At 64.5% G+C, this 24,115-nt stretch carries 23 protein-coding genes; 11 read left to right on the top strand and 12 right to left on the bottom strand.

The features are described from left to right. Nucleotides 1–62 precede the first annotated feature (62 nt). From sucD to SO139_RS18135, 7 genes are all read right to left on the bottom strand, one after another. Nucleotides 63–947, bottom strand: a complete 885-nt coding sequence (gene sucD, locus SO139_RS18165) for a succinate--CoA ligase subunit alpha (RefSeq protein WP_449380587.1) — start codon at nucleotides 945–947, stop codon at nucleotides 63–65. 24 nt (nucleotides 948–971) lie between these two features. Next, entirely contained in the window at nucleotides 972–1,451 is a 480-nt protein-coding gene (locus SO139_RS18160) for a DUF1579 family protein (protein WP_449380586.1), read from the bottom strand. A gap of 3 nt (nucleotides 1,452–1,454) precedes the next feature. Beyond that, a complete protein-coding gene (gene sucC, locus SO139_RS18155; RefSeq protein ID WP_449380585.1) occupies nucleotides 1,455–2,651 on the bottom strand; it encodes an ADP-forming succinate--CoA ligase subunit beta in 1,197 nt (398 codons plus the stop codon). 196 nt (nucleotides 2,652–2,847) lie between these two features. After that, the gene (gene mdh / locus SO139_RS18150) at nucleotides 2,848–3,816 is read right to left on the bottom strand and encodes a malate dehydrogenase (protein WP_449380584.1); all 969 of its coding nucleotides are present in this window, start codon (nucleotides 3,814–3,816) and stop codon (nucleotides 2,848–2,850) included. A 251-nt stretch (nucleotides 3,817–4,067) separates the two neighbouring features. Next, nucleotides 4,068–5,255 carry a cell division protein ZapE gene (gene zapE / locus SO139_RS18145; RefSeq protein WP_449380583.1) on the bottom strand — a complete coding sequence of 396 codons (1,188 nt, stop codon included), beginning with the start codon at nucleotides 5,253–5,255 and terminating at the stop codon, nucleotides 4,068–4,070. Between the two features lie 142 nt (nucleotides 5,256–5,397). Then, the gene (thpR, locus tag SO139_RS18140; protein ID WP_449380582.1) at nucleotides 5,398–5,934 is read right to left on the bottom strand and encodes an RNA 2',3'-cyclic phosphodiesterase; all 537 of its coding nucleotides are present in this window, start codon (nucleotides 5,932–5,934) and stop codon (nucleotides 5,398–5,400) included. Between the two features lie 172 nt (nucleotides 5,935–6,106). Beyond that, on the bottom strand, nucleotides 6,107–6,742 hold the full coding sequence (locus SO139_RS18135; RefSeq protein ID WP_449380581.1) for an arylesterase: 636 nt from the start codon (nucleotides 6,740–6,742) through the stop codon (nucleotides 6,107–6,109). 55 nt (nucleotides 6,743–6,797) lie between these two features. Here SO139_RS18135 and SO139_RS18130 point away from each other — a divergent pair, with 55 nt between their 5' ends. The 4 genes from SO139_RS18130 (at nucleotide 6,798) to SO139_RS18115 (ending at nucleotide 11,843) form a co-directional block, all read left to right on the top strand. Further along, nucleotides 6,798–7,520 carry an ABC transporter ATP-binding protein gene (locus SO139_RS18130; RefSeq protein ID WP_449380580.1) on the top strand — a complete coding sequence of 241 codons (723 nt, stop codon included), beginning with the start codon at nucleotides 6,798–6,800 and terminating at the stop codon, nucleotides 7,518–7,520. After that, nucleotides 7,517–10,102: an ABC transporter permease gene (locus SO139_RS18125; RefSeq protein WP_449380579.1), complete on the top strand. Its 2,586-nt coding sequence runs from the start codon at nucleotides 7,517–7,519 to the stop codon at nucleotides 10,100–10,102. The genes SO139_RS18130 and SO139_RS18125 overlap by 4 nt, the downstream gene beginning before the upstream one ends. 267 nt (nucleotides 10,103–10,369) lie before the next feature. Beyond that, nucleotides 10,370–11,161, top strand: coding sequence for a Bax inhibitor-1/YccA family protein (locus tag SO139_RS18120; RefSeq protein WP_449380578.1), 792 nt, complete (start codon nucleotides 10,370–10,372; stop codon nucleotides 11,159–11,161). Between the two features lie 151 nt (nucleotides 11,162–11,312). Further along, entirely contained in the window at nucleotides 11,313–11,843 is a 531-nt protein-coding gene (locus tag SO139_RS18115; protein ID WP_449380577.1) for a GNAT family N-acetyltransferase, read from the top strand. A 137-nt stretch (nucleotides 11,844–11,980) separates the two neighbouring features. Here SO139_RS18115 and SO139_RS18110 read toward each other — a convergent pair whose 3' ends face one another. The 3 genes from SO139_RS18110 to acnA form a co-directional block, all read right to left on the bottom strand. Then, nucleotides 11,981–12,352, bottom strand: a complete 372-nt coding sequence (locus SO139_RS18110) for a DUF2794 domain-containing protein (RefSeq protein WP_449380576.1) — start codon at nucleotides 12,350–12,352, stop codon at nucleotides 11,981–11,983. A 554-nt stretch (nucleotides 12,353–12,906) separates the two neighbouring features. Continuing rightward, on the bottom strand, nucleotides 12,907–13,680 hold the full coding sequence (locus SO139_RS18105) for a DUF1223 domain-containing protein (protein ID WP_449380575.1): 774 nt from the start codon (nucleotides 13,678–13,680) through the stop codon (nucleotides 12,907–12,909). Between the two features lie 237 nt (nucleotides 13,681–13,917). Further along, entirely contained in the window at nucleotides 13,918–16,638 is a 2,721-nt protein-coding gene (gene acnA / locus SO139_RS18100; protein WP_449380574.1) for an aconitate hydratase AcnA, read from the bottom strand. A 239-nt stretch (nucleotides 16,639–16,877) separates the two neighbouring features. Here acnA and ccmA point away from each other — a divergent pair, with 239 nt between their 5' ends. From ccmA to SO139_RS18075, 5 genes are all read left to right on the top strand, one after another. Beyond that, nucleotides 16,878–17,480 (top strand): heme ABC exporter ATP-binding protein CcmA, encoded by a 603-nt coding sequence (gene ccmA, locus SO139_RS18095; protein ID WP_449380573.1) that lies wholly within the window; start codon nucleotides 16,878–16,880, stop codon nucleotides 17,478–17,480. A gap of 232 nt (nucleotides 17,481–17,712) precedes the next feature. Next, nucleotides 17,713–18,381 (top strand): heme exporter protein CcmB, encoded by a 669-nt coding sequence (gene ccmB, locus SO139_RS18090; RefSeq protein ID WP_011083299.1) that lies wholly within the window; start codon nucleotides 17,713–17,715, stop codon nucleotides 18,379–18,381. A 77-nt stretch (nucleotides 18,382–18,458) separates the two neighbouring features. Next, entirely contained in the window at nucleotides 18,459–19,250 is a 792-nt protein-coding gene (locus SO139_RS18085) for a heme ABC transporter permease (protein ID WP_449380572.1), read from the top strand. Nucleotide 19,251: 1 nt separating this feature from the next. Further along, nucleotides 19,252–19,431, top strand: a complete 180-nt coding sequence (gene ccmD, locus SO139_RS18080; protein WP_449380571.1) for a heme exporter protein CcmD — start codon at nucleotides 19,252–19,254, stop codon at nucleotides 19,429–19,431. Continuing rightward, complete coding sequence (locus SO139_RS18075; protein ID WP_498540341.1) at nucleotides 19,428–20,021, top strand: DsbE family thiol:disulfide interchange protein; 594 nt, start codon at nucleotides 19,428–19,430, stop codon at nucleotides 20,019–20,021. The genes ccmD and SO139_RS18075 overlap by 4 nt, the downstream gene beginning before the upstream one ends. A 191-nt stretch (nucleotides 20,022–20,212) precedes the next feature. Here SO139_RS18075 and SO139_RS18070 read toward each other — a convergent pair whose 3' ends face one another. Together SO139_RS18070 and ftsY are read right to left on the bottom strand one after the other, a co-directional pair. Next, nucleotides 20,213–20,815 carry a septation protein A gene (locus SO139_RS18070; protein WP_027523529.1) on the bottom strand — a complete coding sequence of 201 codons (603 nt, stop codon included), beginning with the start codon at nucleotides 20,813–20,815 and terminating at the stop codon, nucleotides 20,213–20,215. Between the two features lies 1 nt (nucleotide 20,816). Next, complete coding sequence (gene ftsY / locus SO139_RS18065; protein ID WP_449380569.1) at nucleotides 20,817–21,761, bottom strand: signal recognition particle-docking protein FtsY; 945 nt, start codon at nucleotides 21,759–21,761, stop codon at nucleotides 20,817–20,819. A gap of 57 nt (nucleotides 21,762–21,818) precedes the next feature. Between ftsY and SO139_RS18060 the strand changes: the two genes are divergently transcribed. After that, complete coding sequence (locus SO139_RS18060) at nucleotides 21,819–22,526, top strand: RluA family pseudouridine synthase (protein ID WP_449380568.1); 708 nt, start codon at nucleotides 21,819–21,821, stop codon at nucleotides 22,524–22,526. A 282-nt stretch (nucleotides 22,527–22,808) separates the two neighbouring features. Beyond that, complete coding sequence (locus SO139_RS18055) at nucleotides 22,809–23,918, top strand: DUF2336 domain-containing protein (protein ID WP_449380567.1); 1,110 nt, start codon at nucleotides 22,809–22,811, stop codon at nucleotides 23,916–23,918. The last annotated feature ends 197 nt before the right edge of the window (nucleotides 23,919–24,115 follow it).

Genomic DNA, 24,115 nt, shown 5'->3' with positions numbered 1-24,115 from the left:
TATCAGGCACCGTTTACCCTATCTGTTGCGAACTTTCGCCCGGAAAAGCACCAAGAACTGAATTAGCTTTTCAACTTTTCGGCAAGGGTATGTCCGAGCCGTGCGGGGGACGGAGAGACAGTAATCCCGGCCGATTTCATTGCTTCGGTCTTGGAACCGGCGTCGCCCTTGCCGCCCGAGATGATCGCGCCGGCGTGGCCCATGCGGCGACCCGGAGGTGCGGTAACACCAGCGATGAACCCGACCATCGGCTTCTTGCGACCGCGCTTGGCCTCGTCTTTGAGGAACTGGGCGGCGTCCTCCTCGGCGGAACCGCCGATCTCGCCGATCATGATGATCGACTCGGTCTTGGGGTCGGCCAGCAGCATTTCCAGGACGTCGATGAACTCGGTGCCCTTGACCGGGTCGCCGCCAATGCCGACCGCGGTGGTTTGGCCGAGGCCTTCCTGCGAGGTCTGGAACACGGCTTCATAGGTCAGGGTGCCGGAGCGGGAGACGATGCCCACGCTGCCGGTCTTGAAGATATTGGCGGGCATGATGCCGATCTTGCATTCGCCGGCAGTCATGACGCCCGGGCAGTTCGGCCCGATCAGGCGCGACTTGGAGCCGACGAGCGAGCGCTTCACGCGCACCATGTCAATCACCGGAATGCCCTCGGTGATGCAGACGATCAGCGGGATCTCGGCATCGATGGCCTCGCAGATCGCGTCCGCTGCGCCCGGCGGCGGCACGTAGATCACCGACGCGTCGGCGCCGGTCTTCTCGCGCGCCTCGCGCACGGTGTCGAACACCGGCAGGCCCAGATGCGTCGCGCCGCCTTTGCCGGGCGAGGTGCCGCCGACCATCTTGGTGCCGTAGGCAATCGCGGCCTCGGAATGGAAGGTGCCGTTCTTGCCGGTGAAGCCCTGGCAGATGACCTTGGTGTTCTTGTCGATCAGGATGGACATGAGGTCTGCTTTCGCGAACTAACTTTAGTGGATGCGACGATAGACGCCGGTGAGCACGTCGGCCCAGCCTTCCGCGTCCGGCGAGAACTGGATCTTCAACGAGTAGGAATTGTCGTCGATGATCTCGTAGACGTGGCGCGCATTGCCGCGCAGCGAGCCGCGCACCAGCGTCAGGGTCTTGCCGACCCAGCCGCCGGAGGCGGGCGAGGGCGGCGTGTAGCCGAGCGAGTCGTACCAGAACAATTTGTAGGTCCGGTCGTCGCGGTCGTAGGTGAAGATGCCGTGGGTGGCAAAGATCTCCTTGCCATCGCGCATCTGGACACCGTCCTGGATCAGATAGAAGCCGTTGAGATCCATGCGCGCCACCGTGCGCGAGGTCGCCGGCCCGCCGGCATTCCAGCGCGACGGGTAGACCATCTCCTCGCCATCCCATTCACCGGCGAACGCAGCGAGACGCGCGTGTTCCGGCAGCGGAGATGATTGAGCGAGATGATCCTGGGGCATGGCCTAGCCTCCCTTGACGGCCTTCACGATCTTCTGCGCGGCGTCATCGAGATTGTCGGCCGGCACGACGTTCAGGCCTGATTCACGGATGATCTTCTTGCCGAGCTCGACATTGGTACCTTCGAGGCGGACCACCAGCGGGACGCTGAGGCCGACTTCGCGCACCGCAGCCGTGACGCCTTCGGCGATCACGTCACACTTCATGATACCACCGAAGATGTTGACCAGAATGCCCTTCACGTTCGGGTCGGCGGTGATGATCTTGAAGGCGGCGGCGACCTTTTCCTTGCTGGCGCTGCCGCCGACGTCGAGGAAGTTGGCCGGCGCCATGCCGTAGAGCTTGATGATGTCCATCGTCGCCATGGCAAGGCCGGCGCCGTTGACCATGCAGCCGATATTGCCGTCGAGCGTGACGTAGTTGAGATCGTATTTCGAGGCCTCGATCTCCTTGGCGTCCTCTTCGGTCTCGTCGCGCAGCGCCACCACTTCGGGATGACGGAACAGCGCGTTGTCGTCGAAGGAGACCTTGGCGTCGAGCACGCGAAGCTGGCCCTGCTTGGTCACGACCAGCGGGTTGATCTCCAGCATCGACATGTCCTTGGCGACGAAGGCGGCAAAGAGCTGCGCGGTGAGCTTTTCCGCCTGCTTGGCGAGATCGCCGGACAGGTTCAGCGCCTTGGCGACGGTGCGGCCGTGATGGCCCATGATGCCGGTCGCCGGATCGACCGAGAAGGTGACGATCTTCTCGGGCGTGTTGTGCGCGACGTCCTCAATGTTGACGCCGCCTTCGGTCGACACCACGAAGGAGACCCGCGAGGTCTCGCGGTCGACCAGGATCGAGAGGTAGAATTCCTTGTCGATGTCGGAGCCGTCCTCGATGTAGAGGCGGTTGACCTGCTTGCCGGCGGGGCCGGTCTGCACGGTCACGAGCGTGGCGCCGAGCATCTGCTTGGCGAACTCGGCAACTTCACCTGCCGACTTGGCGATGCGGACGCCGCCCTTGTCGCCGGCCGAAGCCTCCTTGAACTTGCCCTTGCCGCGGCCGCCGGCATGGATCTGGCTCTTCACCACCCAGACCGGGCCCGGGAGAGCTTTCGCCGCCGCCTCCGCGTCAGCCGCCTTCAGGACCGGAACGCCCTTGGAGATCGGCACGCCGAACTCATTCAAAAGCGCTTTGGCCTGGTACTCATGGATATTCATCTGGTCGCTCCCTGAACCCGCGCGTGGTGACCTCGGGGGTTCACCTCTACTTGCCGTCTGGCATACCATATACCAGCACGACTGCAACCCGGAATCTTCTGGACTCTGGACTGCCGGACCCGGGAACCGCCCGAACGGGGCCCCGGACATGAAAGCGCCGAGGATCGGGTCCGATCCTCGGCGAGATTTTTTCCGATCAGCGGCCCAGAAGGTCGGGCGCGATCTTCTTGCAGGCGTCGACCAGGCCGGACACCGCGCCGACCGACTTGTCGAAGGCCTCGCGGTCCTTGCCGGCGAGCTCGATCTCGACGACGCGCTCGACGCCCTTGGCGCCGATGACGACGGGCACGCCGACATACATGTCCTTCACGCTGTATTCGCCGTTGAGATACGCGGCACAGGGCAGCACGCGCTTCTTGTCCTTCAGATAGCTCTCGGCCATCGCGATCGCGGAAGCCGCCGGCGCATAGAAGGCCGAGCCGGTCTTCAGCAGGTTGACGATCTCGGCGCCGCCGTTGCGGGTGCGATCGACGATCTCGTCGAGGCGCGCCTGCGAGGTCCAGCCTATCTTGACGAGGTCGGGCAGCGGAATGCCGGCGACGGTGGAGTACTTCACAAGCGGCACCATGGTGTCGCCGTGGCCGCCGAGCACGAAGGCGGTGACGTCCTCGACGGAGACGTTGAACTCGTCGGCCAGGAAATAGCGGAAGCGCGCCGAATCCAGCACGCCGGCCATGCCGACGACCTTCTTGTGCGGCAGGCCGGAAGCCTTCTGGAGCGCCCAGACCATCGCGTCGAGCGGGTTGGTGATGCAGATGACGAACGCGTCGGGGGCGTACTTCTTGATGCCGGCACCGACCTGCTCCATGACCTTGAGGTTGATGGAGAGGAGGTCGTCGCGGCTCATGCCGGGCTTGCGCGGCACGCCGGCGGTGACGATGCAGACCTTGGCGTTGTCGAGCGCCTCGTAGGAGTTCGCGCCGGAATAGCGCGCGTCGAAACCGTCGACCGGCGAGGACTGTGCGATGTCGAGCGCCTTGCCCTGCGGCACACCCTCGGCGATGTCGAACATCACCACGTCGCCGAGTTCTTTCAGGCCGATGAGATGAGCCAACGTTCCGCCGATCTGACCGGAGCCAATCAAAGCAATCTTGTCGCGCGCCATGTGAACCTGTCCTTTAGACACGTAAGGAGGGGAAAACTGAGACGGGTGGTTATCCCTTTCGCCTCCCCCGTTCAAGTCGCCGAATGCTCAATTGTCGGGCTTGCCGAGAATCGGGGCGCGCAACGATAACGCCGTCATTCCGGGGCGTCCGCGCCATTGCGCCGGCCAACCCGGAATCCCGAAGTTGTGGTGCGGGACTCCGGGTTCGCGCTGACGCGCCCCCGGGGAATGACGGCGTGGTGAAATAGGACTTAAGTCTCGACCAGGCCCTTGGTGGAGCCGCTGGCGGTGGAATCCTTGCGGCCGTGCGGCTGCGCCAGATAGGATTCCGAGCTCATCTCGATCAGGCGCGAGGACGTCCGCTTGAATTCGTTGGCCTCGTTGCCTTCGTTCGCCAGGTACAGCGACACCGGATCGGCTTCCGCCGAGGCCATCAACTTCACGGCATTGTCATAGAGCGCGTCGATCAACGTGATGAAGCGCTTGGCGGCGTTGCGCTCGGCGACGTCCATCACTGGAATATGGTCGACCAGGATGGTGTGATAGTCGTGCGCGAGCCTTAGGTAGTCGGATGCGCCAAGCGGCTTCTCGCAGAGGTCGGCGAACGAGAACCGCGCCACGCCGTGCGCCGAACACGGCACGTGCAGGATGCGACCCTTGATCGAAATATCGCGCGACTTGCATTTGGCATGGCCGGTCATCTTCGCCCAGGCGCGATCGAGCGCGGCATCGGCGTCGGCATCGGCCGGCACCAGCCACATCTTCACGCCCTGAAGTTTCTCCAGCCGGAAATCGGTGCGCGCATCGAGCCGCAGCACGTCCATGTGATCATTGATCTGCGCGATGAACGGCAGGAACAGCGCGCGGTTGAGTCCGCCCTTGTAGAGATCGTCGGGAGCGACGTTCGACGTTGCAACCACCACCGTGCCGAGCTCGAACAGTTTTGCGAACAGCCGGCCCAGGATCATCGCATCCGCGATGTCGGTGACGTGGAATTCGTCAAAGCAGAGCAGCCAGCTCTCCTCGAAGATCGCGTTCGCCGTCAGCGCGATGACATCTCCATCGGCGATCTCGCCGCGCGCGATGTTCTGGCGATAGCCGTAGATGCGCTCATGCACCTCGGCCATGAATTCGTGGAAATGCGCGCGGCGCTTGTGCGCGACGGCGGAGTGCTGAAAGAACAGGTCCATCAGCATCGTCTTGCCACGCCCGACCTCGCCATGGATGTAGAGCCCGCGGGGCGCATCGTCCTTGTCGCCGTTTTTGAAGAGACGGCCGAACAGGCCCTGCTTGCGCTGCGGCTTGTAGTTCGCAAGCCGCTGGTCCAGCGCCGCATAGGCCTCTACGACTTCGGCCTGGGCAGCATCCGGCTCGATCGCGCCAGAGGAGACCAGCGCCTGGTATTCGCTTCGGAACGATGAATTGGGGGTGGAGAGCATGGCCCCTTACCGCCAGAGACCGGCCGAAAATGCAAGCCGAGAATTGGTGCCAGGGGGTATGCGCTGGTGGGGTTACGGCGCCGTTAAGGCGCCGTATTCTGGAATGCCAGCGTCAACGGAGGCTTCCGGCGGCGTCGACGGCCTACGCGCACAGGTCGTAGGAATCCTCGACGATGTACGGCCCGCCGCCGGTGGATGCGCGCGAGGAGAACAGCACGAAACGTTCGGCCGTGAACACCTTGCTCGGGAAATAACCGCGCAGCGAGAGATAGTCCGCGACGTCCTGGTCCGAGGCATCGTGCAGCCGCGCCAGCGTGACGTGCGGGATGAATTTGCGCCCCTCCGGATCGAGGCCGATGCGCTGCATCATCCGCTCCAGCTCGGCCTGCAATTCCATCAGCGGCTTGCTCGGCGCGATGGTTGCGACCACCGCGCGCGGCTTGCGGCCGCCGAAGCTCGTGAGCCCCTGCACCTTCACCTCGAACGGCTTGCGGTCGACGCGAAACAGCATCGAGGCGATCTCGTTGGCGGAAATGCCGTCGATGTCGCCGATGAAGCGCAAGGTGACGTGATAATTTTCGGGATCGATCCAGCGGGCGCCGGGAAGGCCGCCCCGCAAGTTGGAAAGCGTCTGACCGACCTCGGCCGGGATTTCCAGACCAGTAAACAAGCGTGGCATCGTTGAGCACTCCCGATGCTTGGACATGCGCCTTGAAAAGGACCATATCCAAATTAGAGCCGGTGACGAATCACCGGTAACCTGATTCCTATCGCAGTTATGTGACTCTGCGAAGCAGTGCGCGGGCTACCCCGGGAAAACCCTGGGAATTAGGGTTAGTATTGCCTGCTTTTCAACGCCGTTGCCCGCTTATCGTGCCGAGGAATGCCTCGACGGTAGGCATCATGTTCTTGACGATGATGTCGACGCCCGCAGCGGTGGGATGAATGCCGTCGGCCTGGTTGAGCTTGGCATCGGCCGCGACGCCGTCGAGGAAGAACGGATAGAGCGGCACCTCGAATTTCTTCGCCAGATCCGGATAAATCGAATTGAAGCGCGCGGCATAGTCGGCCCCGTAGTTCGGCGGCGCCAGCATGCCGCACAGCATCACCGCGACGCCGCGCGCCTTCAGCCGCGCCACGATGTCGCTGAGCGCTGCGCGCGTAACGTCGGGGTCGAGCCCGCGCAGCGCATCGTTGGCGCCGAGCTCGACGATGACCCCTTCGGTTCCCTCCGGCACCGACCAATCGAGCCGGTCGCGGCCACCGGACGAAGTGTCGCCGGACACCCCGGCATTGATCATATCGACGGCTACACCCTTGTCTTGCAAGGCCTTTTGGAGCTTCATGGGAAATGCGTCCTGGCCCTGCAGGCCGAGGCCGGCGCTCAAGGAATCGCCGAGCACGACGAGCTTGACCGGCGGTTTGGCCTGCGCATCGGCGCTGGCAATCCCCGTCATCAAACCGATCATCAACACGGCTATGTGCATGAACAATCCGTAACGCCTCTCGACCGGATGTGCGGAGTTGCCATATGACCGGACCATGGACAGTCGCATCGAATCCTCTTCGCTGGCCGGCACGACGCCGGACACCATCTCCATCGCCAACGTCAATCTCTCACTGGGTACGGGCGCGGCACGCGTTCACATTCTCAAGGATATCAGCCTTCGGGTCGGCCGTAGTGAAGCGATCGGCCTGATCGGCCCGTCAGGCTCGGGCAAATCCACGCTACTGATGGTGATGGCGGGGTTGGAGCGTCCTGATAGCGGAGAGGTGGTGGTCAGCGGCACGCCTTTCAATGCCCTCGACGAGGACGCGCTCGCCCGCTTCCGCGGCCGCGAGGTCGGCATTGTCTTCCAGTCGTTTCACCTGATCCCGACCATGACGGCGCTGGAGAACGTCGCGGTGCCGCTCGAGCTCGCCGGCAATCCGGATGCGGCCAAGCGCGCCGCGCAGGAGCTGCAATCGGTCGGGCTCGGCGATCGCCTGCATCACTATCCCTCGCAACTTTCCGGCGGCGAGCAGCAGCGTGTCGCGCTCGCCCGCGCGCTGGCGCCGGACCCTGCGATCCTGGTCGCCGACGAACCCACCGGCAATCTCGACGAAGCGACAGGCAAGCAGATCGTCGATCTCATCTTCGGCAAGCATGCCGAGCGCGGCATGACCCTGGTGCTGGTGACCCATGATTCCTCGCTCGCGCATCGCTGCGATCGCGTGATCCGCCTGCGCTCCGGGCGCATCGATACGCAATATTCCCAGCCATGACCCTCGCCGCCGAACCGTTCGCGCCAAAACCGTTCGCGCGAAGCGGCGCGGCCGCGCTGTCGCTGCGCTATGCGCTACGCGAACTGCGTGGAGGCCTGCGCGGCTTCTACGTCTTCATCGCCTGCATCGCGCTCGGCGTGATGGCGATTGCCGGTGTCGGCTCGGTCGCGGCGAGTCTCAGCGAGGGCTTGGCGCGCGAGGGACGTACGCTGCTCGGCGGCGACGCTTCGTTCGTGCTGTTCCAGCGCGAGGCAAAGCCAGAGGAGATCGCTTTCCTGCGTTCGCGCGGCACGGTGTCGACCGCCGCAACCTTGCGCGGCATGGCGCGCGCGGCCGACGGCAAGCTCGCGCTGGTCGAGATGAAGGCGGTCGACGGCAATTACCCGATGCTCGGCCAGTTGACGCTGACGCCGCAATTGCCGCTGTCCGATCTTCTGGCGCAGCGCGACGGCGCGTTCGGTGCCGCCGCGGATCCGACGCTGCTGGCGCGGCTTTCCCTTGGGAACGGCGACCACGTCACCATCGGCAATGCGACCTTCCAGATCCGCAGCGCGGTCGAGGCCGAGCCCGACAAGCTCGCCGGCGGCATCGGCTTCGGCCCGCGTTTCCTGATCAGCGAGCAAGCCTTGCGCGCCACCGGCTTGATCCAGCCCGGCAGCCTGGTGCGCTGGGTGTATCGCGTCAAACTGCCTGACAGTGCCAACAGCGAGCGCGCCACCGAGGCGTTTATCAGCGACGCCCGCAACGCGGCGCCGCAGGCTGGCTGGGAGATCCGCAGCCGCTCCAATGCATCGCCGCAACTCGAGCGCAATATCAGCCGCTTCACCCAGTTCCTGACGCTGGTCGGCCTCGCCGCCCTCTTGGTCGGAGGCGTCGGTGTCGCCAATGCCGTGAAGAGCCATATCGACCGCCGGCTCGAGGTCATTGCCGCGTTCAAGGCCGTTGGCGCCACCGGACGCGACGTGTTCGGCATTTATTTTGTGCAAGTCATCCTGCTCGCCGGGATCGGCTCGATGATCGGGCTCGCACTTGGCGCAGCGCTTCCCTTCGCCATCGTCGGCCTGTTCGGAAAGCTGTTGCCGCTGCCGGTGATTCCGGCCGTGCATGCCGACGAGCTGGCGCTCTCCTTCGTCTATGGCCTGCTCACCGCGCTCGCCTTCGGCTTGTGGCCGCTCGGACGCGTCCATGACGTGCCGGTGGCCGCGCTGTTTCGCGACACGATCAGCGCCGAATGGCACCGGCCGCGCTGGCGCTATCTCGCCTTCATGGCCGTGGTGGTCGCGCTGCTCGTCGCGGTCGTGATCGGGCTCTCCTTCGACAAGCGCATCGCCACGGTGTTCGTGCTCTCGTCTGTCGTGGTGTTTGCGGTGCTGCGCGGCATTGCAGGCCTCTTGATGACGATCGCGCGGCGATTGCCGCGCACACGGCTACCGATGCTGCGGCTCGCGATCGCCAACATCCACCGTCCCGGCGCGCTGACCCCGTCGGTGGTGCTGTCGCTGGGGCTGGGGCTCGCCGTGCTGGTCACCATCACTCAGATCGACGGCAATCTGCGCCGGCAGTTTCTCGCGGCGCTGCCGGATCGGGCGCCATCGTTCTACTTCATCGACATCCCGAGCGCGCAGGCCGAGCAGTTCGACGGCTATCTGCGCCAGATCGCGCCGGGGGCGAAAGTCGAGGACGTGCCGATGCTGCGCGGCCGCATCGTCGCCGCGCGCGGCGTCAAGGCCGAGGAGCTGAAGCCCGCGACCGACGCCGAATGGGTGCTGCAGAGCGACCGCGGCCTGACCTATACCAGCGAGCTGCCGAAGGGCTCCAAGGTGGTCGAGGGCGAATGGTGGAGCGCCGACTATTCCGGCCCCCCGCTGGTCTCGATGGAGAAGAAGATTGCCGACGGGCTCGGACTCAAGCTTGGCGACGAGGTCGTCGTCAACGTGCTCGGCCGCGACATCCCGGCGAAGATCAGCAATTTGCGCAACATCGACTGGCAGGGGCTCGGCATCAATTTCGTTCTGGTGTTCTCGCCCAATGCCTTCAAGGGCGCGCCACATACCCACATCGCGACGCTGACCGAGCAGGGCGGCGATGCCGCCGGCGACGGCAGGATCATCAAAGAGGTCGCCGACGCCTATCCGATGGTGACGAGCGTGCGGGTCCGCGAGGTCATGGAGACGGTCGGCTCGGTCGTCACCAATCTCACGCTCGCGATCCGCGGCGCCAGCGCGGTGACGTTGATCTCCGCCATCCTGGTGCTGGGCGGCGCGCTCGCCGCCGGCCATCGCCACCGGGTCTATGACGCCGTGATCCTGAAGACGCTGGGTGCAACGCGGCTGCGGCTGCTCGGCGCCTATGCGCTCGAATATCTCCTGATCGGGCTTGCCACCGCCGTGTTCGGCGTCATTGCGGGCAGCATCGCGGCCTGGATGATCGTGACCCGGCTGATGACGCTGAGTTTCGTCTGGCAGGCCGGCAGCGCGGCCGGCGTGGTCGCCTCCGCGCTCGTCGTCACGGTCGGACTCGGGCTTGCCGGCACGCTGCTGGCGTTGAACCAAAAGCCCGCCACGGTGTTGCGGAATTTGTGACAATTTGAAGCGGGTGGCTGCGCGGTACCCCAATCCCCCGGATTTTCGGGGTTAACGACGTCCGCGCGCCAGACTTGCGCCATGGCGACATTCAGCCGCGCGTGAACGCTTGCAGCGAATGTGTTAGTTTCCCACATATCGAGTGGGTGCGGATGCCCGATTGTTAGCCAAAATTAATGTCGGCAGGCATGGGTATCCGGGATAGAATTTTGACGACCCGGCGGCATCAACCCTTGTGCCGGCCGGCCAACCAATGGGAATTCGACCATGTCGGACCTAGACCGCAACTACGCTTCTCCTTTCGGCAGGGCCGCCGGGCGTGTCGACGCCGCGACGGTCGATGCTGGCCTGCGCGCATACATGCTGCGCATCTACAATTACATGAGCATCGGTCTGGCCATCACCGGCCTCGCCGCGCTCGGTGTCTACATGGCGGCCGTGACCAACGACCCGTCGGGCGCCGCCGCCAAGATCGGCAACGCGTTCCTGACGCCGTTCGGCTACGCGATGTTCGTCAGCCCGCTGAAATGGCTGTTCATCCTGGCGCCACTCGCCATGGTGTTCGTGATCTCGGCCGGCATCAACCGCCTGGCCCCCTCGACCGCCCAGATCCTGTTCTGGGTGTTCTCGGCGCTGATGGGCATCTCGCTGTCCTCGATCTTCCTGGTGTTCACGCACACCTCGATCGTGCGGGTGTTCTTCATCACCGCGGCCACCTTCGGCGCGCTGAGCCTCTACGGCTACACCACCAAGCGTGACATGACCGGGATGGGATCGTTCCTGTTCATGGGGCTGATCGGCATCATCATCGCAAGCCTCGTCAACCTGTTCCTGGCGAGCTCGGCGCTGCAGTTCATCGTGTCGGTGGGCGGCGTGCTGGTGTTCGCGGGCCTCACCGCCTGGGACACCCAGCGGCTGAAGAACGACTACATCTACGGCTACGCCTCGGCCGGCGGCGACATTGCCGAACGCGCGGCGATCACCGGTGCGCTGTCGCTGTATTTGAACTTCATCAACCTGTTCACGCTGCTGCTGCAGCTCCTCGGCCAGCGCGACTAGGCTCTGAGACGAGTGAACGACACGAACCCCGGCCGCAAGGCCGGGGTTTTTGTTTGGCTAGGAGCACGCCACACACCCACTGTCATCACCCGCGAAAGGCGAAAGCGGCTTCGCTCTTTCGGCAAACGCGCGGAGCCTTTAAGCTACCTCCATGTCCGCACCTGAAATCAGGCCCACAACCGAGGCCGACCTTCCCGCCATCACCGCCATCTACGAGCACGCCGTGCGCCACGGCACCGCGACGTTCGAGCTCGAACCGCCCGACCTCGCCGAGATGACGCGCCGCTACAAGGCACTGACGGATGGCGGCTATCCCTATTTCGTCGCCGAGCTCGATGGCCGCATCGCCGGTTACGCCTATGCTGGCGCCTACCGGCCGCGGCCGGCCTATCGCTTCACGGTGGAGAACTCGATCTATCTCGAGCCGTCATTCCATCGCCGCGGCATCGGCTCGGCGCTGTTGCAGCGGCTGCTCGTCGAATGCGAGGCGCGCGGCTTCCGCCAGATGATCGCCGTGATCGGCGATTCCGCCAATGCCGGCTCGATCGGCGTGCACACCAGCGCCGGCTTCAAGATGATCGGCACGCATCCCAATGTCGGCCTGAAGTTCGGCCGCTGGCTCGACACGGTGATGATGCAGCGCGACCTCGGCGAGGGCGCAACGAGCGTGCCGGAGAAGTAGGCCCGGATTCGTAGGGTGGGCAAAGCGGAGCGTGCCCACCTCTGGTGTCAAAAATCCGGGAGACAGAACTGGTGGGCACGGCGCAAGAGCGCCCTTGCCCACCCTACGCAGCAACGCTACGGCGGCTGCACGAGCGGCTAAACCACCGCGAGCTTCCGATCTATCACCAGCAACACGCGATCGAGCTCGTGGCCGCGGCGCAGGATCAGGCCGGTCGCCGAGATCACGCTGTACATGCCCTGCTTGCGCGCGAGCCGCGGGTCTTTCTCGATGCGGTAAAGCGGCACTTCGGAGGCGCGGCGATAGACCGAGAACACGGCGCGGTCTTTCAGGAAGTCGATGGCATAGTCCCGCCACTCGCCGTCGGCGACCATGCGGCCATAAAGGTTGAGGATGCGATGCAATTCGAGCCGGTTGAACGTCACCCGGCTCGGTTGGGAACCCGCAGCGGCGCTACGCGCCACTGCGCGCTGCTCGCTCGGATCGGCATCCTCCGACATCAGACTCATGCGAAGCGCCTCCTGTGGCGTTGACGGATGACCGGCGGTCGCGAAAGCGTCCTCGCCCCGCGGATCATGACAGTTACATGATTGCGCCAACCGCGGCCGGCCGCAAGAGGCGCCAACCGCGCGGCTGCACATCGCGCCGCAAACACACCTCCTGGCTGTGGAACTCGCTCGCGACATACCGTCACGGGATCGTTAGCAGGAATCATAGTCTCGCCTCTTTTCCGCCTAGCGCCTGCCGCCCTGCATTGCGAAAAGATTCGTGTGCGTTGGCCCGGTCCTTTCGGTTCCGGATTCCTCAGCCCCCAGCCCCCCGGGGTCGTCGGGATCGGGCCTGTTCGCACGAAGGAAGGACCAACGCGAGTTGGTCCTTTTTTGTTGTGTCGGGATGGTTCTGCGTTCCCTCATCCTGAGGAGCCGCGCCTTGCGCGGCGTCTCGAAGGATGAAGGCCCGGGTGCGGCAGCGCGGCCTACATGGTTCGAGACGGCGCTGGCGCGCCTCCTCACCATGAGGATCCAGAGAGACCGCTTGTCAGGAAAAATTCGAAGCTACGAGATCAATGCAGCGACGTGTACGCTGCGCCCAGCATGGGCCCGGGCTTCTCGCGACTGCCATCCTGGACATAGACCACCGCGCCGTCGACGCCCTCGCGCGATAGGTTCTCCAGCGGCACAGTCCAACTTTCCGAAGTGCCGTTCCAGTCACCGACCTTCAGCAGGTTACGCACCACGTTGTGGTAAGTGATCTGCTGCCCGCGGTTTTCGCCGCGTCCGATCGAGATCGGCACCGCTTTGGTGATCGAGCAGATCCAGACTTCACCATGCGAGACCGCTGCCTCCTTGCTCGCCGCCACCGAGACGTTGAGCTGCTTGCCTGCGAGAGACATCGACACCGGCACGCTCATCACGGTGTCGCTTTTCGCAGTCTTCGCGATCGCGCTCTCGATGCCGGCGCGGTCGCTGCCGATGACATGCGCCGAGCCGTTGACCACGACCTGCGGCGTGTAAACCTCGCGGTCGCCGCGCATGCGCGAATAGGCCCGCTGTCGCGCCGAGAAGCGTGAATCCGCCAGCGTGTCCTTCCAGCCGAGATAATCCCAGTAATCGATCGGCATGCTGAGTGCGATGATCGAGGGATCGTTCGAGAGTTCACCGATGATCTTGTCGGCGGGCGGACAGGACGAGCAGCCCTGAGAGGTGAAGAGTTCGACGACCGCGCGGGGATCGGCGTGGGCAGGACGGATGACCGCGATGATCGCGCAGACGCCCAGTGCACCTGACCAGATCGCACCGGACCATCGCGAAATCAGATTAGAGGCCATCATTGTCATGTTGAACGCTGCACACTTTAGCTGATGTCGAGGGGAAATCTCATTGCGAGTTGGTCACCGTAGTCTTACGGACAAATCCTGCGCGCGCAGTGCGCTCCGCATCGTCCGAGACGAAGATCTCTGCCCGGACGAGCCCATCTGGAACATACCGCAAACGAACAAAGGCGGCCCTTGATAGGCCGCCTTCGCTTAACGTTCTACTCACTTCGCAGTGAGCCATAGTTCACAAATCCGCGCTTACGCCGCGAGTTTGCGCAGGACGTAGTGCAGGATACCGCCGTTGCGATAGTAGTCGAGCTCGTCCAGCGTATCGATGCGGCAGAGCAGCGAAACGCGCTGCAGCGAGCCGTCGGCCGAGACGATCTCTGCGGTCAGCTTCTGGCGCGGCTTGAGGTCGCCGACGAGGCCGCGCAGCGTGACCTTCTCATCGCCCTTCAGGCCAAGCGACTGCCAGGAAGTGCCTTCCTCGAAGGTGAGCGGCAGCACGCCCATGCCGACCAGGTTGGAGCGATGGATGCGCTCGAAGCTCTGGCAGACCACGGCGCGAACGCCGAGCAGACGTGTGCCTTTCGCCGCCCAGTCGCGCGAGGAGCCGTTGCCGTATTCGGCGCCGGCGAACACCACCAGCGGCACGTTCTCCTGCTGATACTTCATCGCGGCGTCGTAGATCGACATCTGCTCGCCGTCGGGCCAGTGCTTTGTCAGGCCGCCTTCAGGGATGTTTCCATCCGCGCCCTTGAGCATGAAATTCTTGATGCGGATGTTGGCGAAGGTGCCGCGCATCATCACTTCATGATTGCCGCGCCGCGTGCCGTACTGGTTGAAGTCGGCGGGGCGCACCTGATGCTCGCTGAGATACTTGCCGGCCGGAGAAGTCAGCTTGATCGAGCCCGCCGGCGAGATGTGGTCGGTGGTGATCTTGTCGCCGAACATCGCGAGGATACGCGCCTCGACGATGTCGGTGACCGGCTCCGGCTCCTTCTTCATGCCTTCGAAGTACGGCGGATTCTGCACGTAGGTCGAGCTCATGTTCCAGCGATAGGTCTCGCTCTCGACCGTCTTGATCTTGCGCCAGTTGGTGTCGCCCTTGAACACGTCCGCATACTTCTTCTTGAAGATCGACGCGGTCACGAACTTCTTCATGAAGGCGTTGATCTCCTTGGTCGTCGGCCAGATGTCCTTGAGGTACACCGGCTTGCCGTCCTTGCCTTCGCCGAGCGGCTCGGTGGCGAGGTTCTTCGTGACGCTGCCGGCGAGCGCGTGGGCGACGACGAGCGGGGGCGAGGCGAGATAGTTCGCCTGCACGTCCGGCGAGACGCGGCCTTCGAAGTTGCGGTTGCCGGAGAGCACGGCGGCCGCGACGATGCCGTTGTCGTTGATCGACTTCGAGATCTCTTCCGGCAGCGGACCGGAATTGCCGATGCAGGTGGTGCAGCCGAAGCCGACCAGGTTGAAGCCGACCTTGTCGAGATCGGCCTGCAGGCCCGAATTGGCGAGATATTCGGCGACGACCTGGCTACCCGGCGCGAGCGAGGTCTTCACCCAGGGTTTTGCCTTCAGGCCCTTCTTGGCCGCGTTGCGCGCCAGCAGGCCCGCGCCGATCAGCACACTCGGATTCGAGGTGTTGGTGCAGGAGGTGATCGCCGCGATCACGACGTCGCCATGACCGAGCTCGAAGTTCTTGCCCTCGACTGCGTAGCGCTTCTCGGCATCATCGCCCTTCTTGTACTCGTTGGCCATCGCGAGGCTGAAGCCTTCCGACACGGAGGGCAGCGCGATGCGGCCTTCGGGACGCTTCGGACCGGCCATCGATGGCACGACGTCGCCGAGATCGAGCGTCAGCGTCTCCGTGAACACCGGATCCGCCGACTTGGCGGTGCGGAACAGGCCCTGCGCCTTGGCATAGGCCTGCACCAGCGCGACGCGCGGTGCGGCACGGCCGGAGGTCTTGAGGTAATCGATCGCGGCGGCATCGACCGGGAAGAAGCCGCAGGTCGCGCCGTATTCGGGCGCCATGTTGCCGATCGTGGCCTTGTCGGCGACCGAGAGGTTATCGAGGCCGGGACCGAAGAACTCGACGAACTTGCCGACGACGCCGAGCTTGCGCAGCATCTGCGTGACCGTCAGCACGAGATCGGTCGCGGTGACGCCTTCCTTCAGCGAGCCCTTCAGCTTGAAGCCGACCACGTTCGGCAGCAGCATCGACAACGGCTGGCCGAGCATGCAGGCCTCAGCCTCGATGCCGCCGACGCCCCAGCCGAGCACGGCGAGGCCATTGACCATGGTGGTGTGGGAATCAGTGCCGACCAGCGAGTCGGGATAGGCCACCTCGAACGTGCCGGTCTTCTTGCCGACCGTCATCTTCTCTTTCTTGGTCCAGACGGTCTGGGCGAGATATTCGAGATTGACCTGGTGGCAGATGCCGGTGCCAGGCGGCACCACGGAGAAGTTCGAGAACGCCTTCTGGCCCCACTTCAGGAATTCGTAGCGCTCCTGGTTCTGCTTGTATTCCTCGGTGACGTTCTTGGCGAAGGCCTTGTTGTCGCCGAAGAAGTTCACGATCACGGAGTGGTCGATGACGAGATCGACCGGCACCAGCGGGTTGATCTTCTCGGCATCGCCGCCGAGCTTCTGCATCGCGTTGCGCATTGCGGCGAGGTCGACCACCGCCGGAACGCCGGTGAAATCCTGCATCAGCACGCGGGCCGGGCGGAAGGCGATCTCATGCTCCAGCGATTTTTTGCGCAACCACTTCGAGACGGCGACGATGTCCTCTTTCTTGACCGAACGGCCGTCCTCGTTGCGCAGCAGGTTCTCGAGCAGGACCTTCATCGAATAAGGGAGCTTGGAAATCCCCTTCAGACCATTCTTCTCGGCGGTCGGCAGGCTGTAATAGACATAGGTCTTGGCGCCGACCTTGAGGGTCTTTTTGCATTTGAAGCTGTCGAGCGAGGTCATGTAGGAAATCCCAATTGTTAGTTATACCCGGCAGAGGGTACTTTAACACCGTCAGCGAATCCGGCTGGGTCGCTTGCAGGAGCGAGTGGAGTGCTGCATCAAGTTCCGGGCTTATAGAAGCTTTCTAACCGCACCGCCACAAGGACGATCGTGCCGCAGCAATCCGGGAGCCTCAAATTCTGCTGCGCTACCCCAAGTTTTCTTGAGGGCCACCGGTGAAGGGGGCGACCAGAGGTGACATGCAGCTCTCAGGGCGTGGCATCAGATGCGTGCGGGGCGGCCGCGAGGTGTTTGCCGGCCTCGATTTTGTGGCCGCCTCCGGCGAGGCGCTGGCGGTTGTAGGGCGCAACGGCTCCGGCAAGACGTCGCTGCTGCGGCTGATTGCGGGGCTGCTGATTCCGGCCGGCGGCACGATCGAGCTTTCCGGCGGCGACACCGAGCTGAGCCTGGCCGAACAGTGCCATTATCTCGGCCACCGCGACGCGCTGAAGCCGGCGCTGAGCGTGGCGGAAAATCTCGCATTTTGGGCCGACTTTCTGGGCGGCGAGCGCTTCGACGGGGCGATGAGCCTGTCGACCGTCGGCCTCGACCATGCCACCCATCTGCCGGCCGCTTTCCTCTCTGCCGGCCAGCGCCGCCGCCTGTCACTGGCCCGCCTGCTGACGGTCCACCGCCCGGTCTGGCTGCTGGACGAGCCAACCACCGCGCTCGATGGCGCCGGCCAGGACATGTTTTGCGGGTTGATGAGGCAGCACCTGGAGCGCGGGGGAATGATCATCGCCGCCACTCACATGCCGCTGGGGATCGACTCACGGGAGCTGCGGATCGGGGGTGCGGCGTGAGGATGGCCGACCCTCAGCTTTTCGAACGGCCGGGCGCGGCTCTCGCACCCGGGAAGCAGCCGTCGCCGCGGGCTCCCTCGCCTCTCCCCCTTGCGGGAGAGGTCGGCGCGCAGCGCCGGGTGAGGGTTCTCTCCTCTGGGGGAGTCTCCGTTGTCGAGACACCCTCTCCCCGACCCTCCCCCGCAAGCGGGGGAGGGAGCGCACCGCCTTTGGGGTACGATGGGAGCCGCCCATGACCGCCCTCTCCGCCCTGATCCGCCGGGACATCCGCATCGCGCTCCGCGTCGGCGGCGGGGCGTTGATTGGAGTGCTGTTTTTCCTGACCGTGGTGGTGCTGATGCCGTTTGCGGTGGGGCCCGATCTGGCGCTGTTGTCGCGGCTGGGGCCGGCGATCCTGTGGCTCGGGGCGCTGCTCGCGAGCCTGCTGACCCTCGACCGTCTGTTCATGGCCGACCACGAGGACGGCTCACTCGACCTGATCACGATGAGCCGGACGCCACTGGAACTCGCCTGCGCCGCCAAGGCGCTGGCGCATTGGCTGGCCGCGGGCCTGCCGCTGATCGTCGCAACCCCCGTGCTCGGCCTCCTGCTCAATCTCGACATGGTCGCAACCGGCGCGGTGGCCCTGACGCTGCTGGCGGGAACGCCGGCCCTGACCTTCACCGGCATGATCGGCGCGGCACTGGCGGTGACGCTGCATCGCGGCGGGCTGCTGATGGCCGTTCTCGTGCTGCCGCTGTCAATTCCGGTGCTGATCTTCGGCGTCGCGGCCTCCCAGGCGGTGATCGTCGGGCCAATGTCATTCGGCGCGCCGTTCTCGATCCTGTGCGCGCTGTCGCTGGTCAGCCTGGTGATCGGCCCCTTCGCGGCCGCCGCAAGCCTCCGGCACGGGCTGGACTGATCTTGACCCCGATCAACTTTCGCTTCGCACTTTCGTGCTGATTGCCTGCGGCCCCTCGCCATGATTATCAGGTGACCATGACACTGATCGACCTCGCCAACCCCTCGCGGTTCCTTGCGCTGACGGCGCGCGTGCTGCCGTGGCTTGCGGCGGCGACCGTGATCCTGCTCGCGCTTGGCCTCTATCAATCGGCGCTGGCGCCCGACGATTATCAGCAGGGCGCTACCGTGAAGATCATGTTCATCCACGTGCCCAATGCGTGGCTGTCGATGTTCGTCTGGGGCGTGATGAGCGTGGCCTCGCTCGGCACGCTGGTGTGGCGGCACCCGCTCGCCGACGTCGCCGCGAAGGCCGCCGCGCCGATCGGCGCTGCCTTCACGTTCCTCGCGCTGCTGACCGGCTCGCTATGGGGCCGGCCGATGTGGGGCACCTATTGGGAATGGGACGCACGGCTGACCTCGGTGCTGATCCTGTTCCTGATGTATCTCGGCCTGATGGCGCTGTGGCGCGCGGTCGAGGATCCCTCGCGCGCGGCGCGCGCCGCTGCGGTGCTGACACTGGTCGGCGCGATCAACCTGCCGATCATCAAATTCTCAGTCGATTGGTGGAATACGCTGCATCAACCCGCCTCGGTGATGCGCATGGGCGGCTCGACGCTCGACAAATCGTTCCTGATTCCCTTGCTGGTGATGGCGGTCGCGTTCACGTTTTTGTTCATCACGCTGCACCTGGCGGCGATGCGCAACGAGATCCTGCGACGCCGCGTCCGCTCCCTGCAAATGATGCAGGCGAGCCGCATAGCGTTTTCGAACGAGTTGAGCACCGGTTCGCGTGAAGGAAACGCGTCAAACGAAATTGGGGCCGCATAACATGGCGCTCGGCCCCTACGCATCCTTCATCGTGACATCCTATCTCGCCGCAGCCATCGTGGTGGCGATCCTGATCGGCTGGATCCTGATCGACTATCGCAACCAGACAGAGCGCCTGCGCGAGCTCGAAAAGAGCGGCGTCATCCGACGCTCGGGCCGAAGCGCGACGGAGTTGCGATGAGCGAGCAGTCGACCTCGGCCACGCCGGCGCGCAGCGCCTTCCTGGTGATGCTGCCGCTGATCGCCTTCATCGGCCTTGCGCTGCTGTTCTGGGTCCGGCTCGGCAGCGGCGATCCCTCGCGCATTCCCTCTGCACTCATCGGCCGGCCGGCGCCGCAGACCACGCTGCCGCAGCTCGACGGCCTGCAAGTGGGCGGCGCGCAGGTGCCGGGACTCGACCCGGCTGCGTTCATCGGCAAGGTCAGCCTGGTCAATGTCTGGGCCTCCTGGTGCGTGCCCTGTCACGACGAGGCGCCGCTCTTGACCGAGCTTGCCAAGGACAAGCGCTTCCAGCTCGTCGGCATCAATTACAAGGACACGCCCGACAATGCGCGCCGCTTCCTCGGCCGCTACGGCAATCCGTTCGGCGTCGTCGGCACGGATGCCAATGGCCGCGCCTCGATCGAATGGGGTGTCTACGGCGTGCCGGAAACCTTCGTCGTCGGGCGCGAAGGCAAGATCGCCTACAAGCTGGTCGGCCCGATCACGCGGGAGAATTTGCAGAGCGTGCTGCTGCCGCAGCTCGAGAAGGCGTTGAAGACGGGAAGCTGACGCCGTCGTCAGTGCGAGTGAGAATCCAACCCCGCATACCCGCTGTCATGCCCCCGGCTTGAGTGATCTGTCCGGTCTAAACACTTGACCGGACCATCCAGTACGCCGCGGCTTATCGATTCACCACGGACGTCTCAGAGTACTGGATCGCCCGATCAAGTCGGGCGATGACGGTTGAATGTGTGGCCAGCCTACCGCTTCCGCACATCTCCCGCTTCGGCCTCGCTCGCCTCCAGCGACACTGGCGCAATGTGGTAACGCTTGGTCAGCGGCATCTGCGCGATCGCGAAGATCATCGTCAGCGGCGTCACGCCGAAAACCTTGAAGTTGACCCAGAAGTCCGTGCTCTGGGTGCGCCAGACGATTTCGTTGAGCACCGCCATGCCGGCGAAGAACAGCGCCCAGCGGAAGGTCAGGATGCGCCAGCCCTGCGGCGTCAGGTTGAACATCTGGTCGAACATGATGGCGATGAAGGAGCGGCCGAACAACAGTCCGCCGCCGAGCACCGCTGCGAACAGGCCGTAGATGATGGTCGGCTTGACCTTGATGAAGGTCTCGTCGTGCAGCACCAGTGTCAGCGTGCCGAACACCAGCACGATCGCGCCGGTGACCAGCGCCATGATCGGCACGTGGCGAGTCACCACGTAGGAAGCGATGATCGCCGCCACGATTGCGACCATGAACGCGCCGGTCGCCGCGAACAGGTTGAATCTTGAATTCACGAAGAAGAACACGAGCAGCGGGCCGAGCTCGGTTGCCAGCTTGAACAGCGGATGCGGCTGGGTCTTGTCCATTTCAACTCTCAATTCCGGCGATCGCGCGGGCAAAATCGCGCGCGGTGAACGGCGCGAGATCGTCGACGCCTTCGCCGACGCCGATGAAATGCACCGGCAGTTTGAATTTCTCGGCGAGCGCCACCAGAATTCCGCCGCGCGCGGTGCCGTCGAGCTTCGTCATCACGAGCCCCGTGACCCCAGCGGTGCGGTGGAACGCCTCGACCTGCGACAGCGCGTTCTGACCGACGGTGGCGTCCAGCACCAGGAGCACCGCATGCGGCGCCGAGCTATCTACCTTGCGGATCACGCGCACGACCTTTTCAAGCTCGTTCATCAGCTCGGCCTTGTTCTGCAAGCGGCCTGCGGTGTCGATCAGGAGCACGTCAGTTCCCTGCTCCTTCGCCGCCGTCAGCGCATTGAAGGCGAGGCTAGCCGAATCCGAACCTTGCGCGCCTGATATGACCGGCGTCCTGGTGCGCTCGCCCCAGATCTTGAGCTGCTCGATTGCGGCTGCACGAAACGTATCGCCGGCCGCCAGCATCACCTTGCGGCCTTCGGAGGCGAATTTCGCGGACAGCTTGCCGATGGTCGTGGTCTTGCCGGAGCCGTTGACGCCGACCACGAGGATGACGAAGGGCTTTTTCACCGCATCGATCTCGAGCGCTTTTGCAACCGGAACCAGCACCTTCTCGACCTCGGTGGCGACGACGTCCTTCACCTCATCCGCCGAGATCGCCTTGTCGTAGCGTCCCGCACCGACCGCGTCCGCGATGCGCACCGAAACCTCGGTGCCGAGGTCGGCGCGCAGCAGCACGTCCTCGATGTCGTCGAGCATGGCGCGGTCGAGCTTGCGCTTGGTGACGAGGTCGGCGACCGCGGTCCCGAGCGAGGCCGACGTGCGCTTGAGCCCGTTGGACAGGCGGCGCCACCAGCTCAGTTTGGGGGTGTCGGTGGTATCGTTCATGATGGCGTGTTAGCCGTTCCGGCTCCTAAACGAAAGTCTCCAACGAAAGTCCTGATATTGCTCGATGTTCCCGAGTTGACCGCGGATGAAATTCTGGCGCGCGTGCTTCACCGCGACGGGCTGATGCTGGTGATCGACAAGCCGGCAGGCCTCCCCGTGCATCGCGGCCCCAAGGGCGGGGCCAACCTGGAAGCTTCCTTCGATGCGCTGCGATTCGGCCTGCCACGGCCGCCGGTGCTGGCCCACCGGCTGGACAAGGACACCTCGGGCTGCCTGGTACTTGGGCGCCATCGCAAGGCCACCGCCTCGCTCGGCCTGTTGTTCAAGCACGGCAAGATCGGCAAGACCTATTGGGCCGTGGTCGAGGGCGGGCCGGCCGAGGACGAAGGCACGATCGACTTACCTCTCGGCCGCCTCAATGCCGAGCGCGGCTGGTGGCAGAAGCCGGACCCGGAAGGCCAGAAAGCGATCACCAACTGGATGGTGATGGGCCGCGGCGAGGGCCTGACCTGGCTCGCCATGGAACCGGTTACCGGCCGCACCCATCAATTGCGGGTACATTGCGCGGCGCAGGGCTGGCCGATCGTCGGCGACAACATCTACGGCAATGGCCCGCGCTTCGGCGAGCCACGGCTGCATCTGCATTCGCGCGAGATCGTGGTCCCGATCTCCCGCAACAAGGAGCCAGTGCACGTCCTCGCGCCGGCGCCGCCGCACATGCAGGAGCGGCTCAGGACCTGTGGCTGGAACGGGGAAGGGGAATAAGCGCCCCGGTCGTTCACCTCTCCCGCTTGCGGGAGAGGTCGGCGCGGAGCGCCGGGTGAGGGCTCTCTCCTCTTGGGGGTTCACGATTGCGGAGACACCCTCTCCCCACCCCTCTCCCGCAAGCGGGAGAGGGAGCGCAGTTCCTCCGCGGCGACATCTCGCTGAAGCTACTCGGCCGCAGCCATCCCACCGATGGTTTACGAAACGTTCAGTGCTCGCCTCTAATGATAGCGGTTGCTTAGAACAAGCTTCTTCGAACCGGCTCAGGACGAGCAACGCTTCATGCCGCAGGCCCAGCCATCGATCATCGACGAAGTCGAAGGTGCGATTCGCGCCGGCTCGGACGAGAAGCGTCTGGAAACGGCGCGGCGCGTCACCGACCTGTTCCTGTCCTCCGCCGGCAGCTTCAATGACGAGCAGATTGCGCTGTTCGACGACGTGCTCGAGCGGCTGATCAAGACCATCGAGCTGCGCTCGATCGCCGACATGGGCGCGCGCGTCGCGCTCGCCGAGATCAGCGCGCAGCTTGCACCGGTCGCACAAGCGCCGCCGTCCGTGATCCGCCGCCTTGCCGGCAATGACGAGATCAGGATCGCCGGCCCCGTGCTTCAGGAATCGGCCCGCCTCGACGAGGCCGAATTGCTCAACATTGCGGCCACCAAGGGCGAGCAGCATCTGCTCGCGGTCGCCGGCCGCTGGTGGCTGAAGGAAATCGTCACCGACGCGCTTCTGGCACGCCGCTATCCGAGCGTCAGCCGACGCCTTGCCGCCAATCCCGGCGCCCGGCTTTCTGCGAGCGGCTTTGCCGTCATCGTCGGGCAGGCCGAACAGGACCCCGAACTGACCGTGAGCGTCGGCGTGCGCGTCGATCTGCCCTCGGACCTGCGCCGACAATTGCTGCGCTCGGCGACCGACGCGGTTCGCACGCGCCTGTTGTCACGCGCCCCGCCGCATCTGTTCGAAGAGATCCAGAACGCCATCGCGAGCGTCGCCACCGGCGTCGATCGCGAGATGTCGGGGATCCGTGATTTCGTCGGCGCCAGACGCGCCGTCGCAAAGCTCAAGGAGACCGGCCAGCTCAACGAGGCAACACTGCTCGGCTTTGCCGCGCAGCGACGCTATGAGGAAACCGTCGCTGCGCTGGCAGCATTATCCGGCTCCACCGTCGAGGTGATCCGGCCCTTGATGCAGAGCCTGCGCGATGACGGCCTGCTGGTGCCCTGCCGAGCGGCGCTGCTGAGCTGGGAGACCACCAGCGTCGTGCTGGAAAGCCGCTACGCCACCGGCAAGATGAAGCCCGCCGATCTTGCGAAGGCGAGGGGCCATTTTGGACGAATGACACCGGAGAATGCCCGGCGTACCCTGAGATTCTGGCAGGTGCGGGCGTCGTAGGCCGGGCATTTGGCAGCGCGTTGCGTCGAATCTTCGGTGTCGTGCTGGCGAAAGCCAGGACGACGTTGGGAATGTAGGCGATCACCAACGTCGACGGTGTCATCACCCGGAAAGCGGGTGATCCAGATGCTATGGGGTAAGCGGCGACTGGGGTAAGCGGCGGTGAGGGTGTGGACACCCCTCGAACGCCGTGATCA

It is taken from the genome of Bradyrhizobium sp. UFLA05-89 (assembly GCF_059803475.1).
Note: the sequence above shows the minus strand (reverse complement) of the source record. Positions and strands in the feature narration are given on the sequence as shown.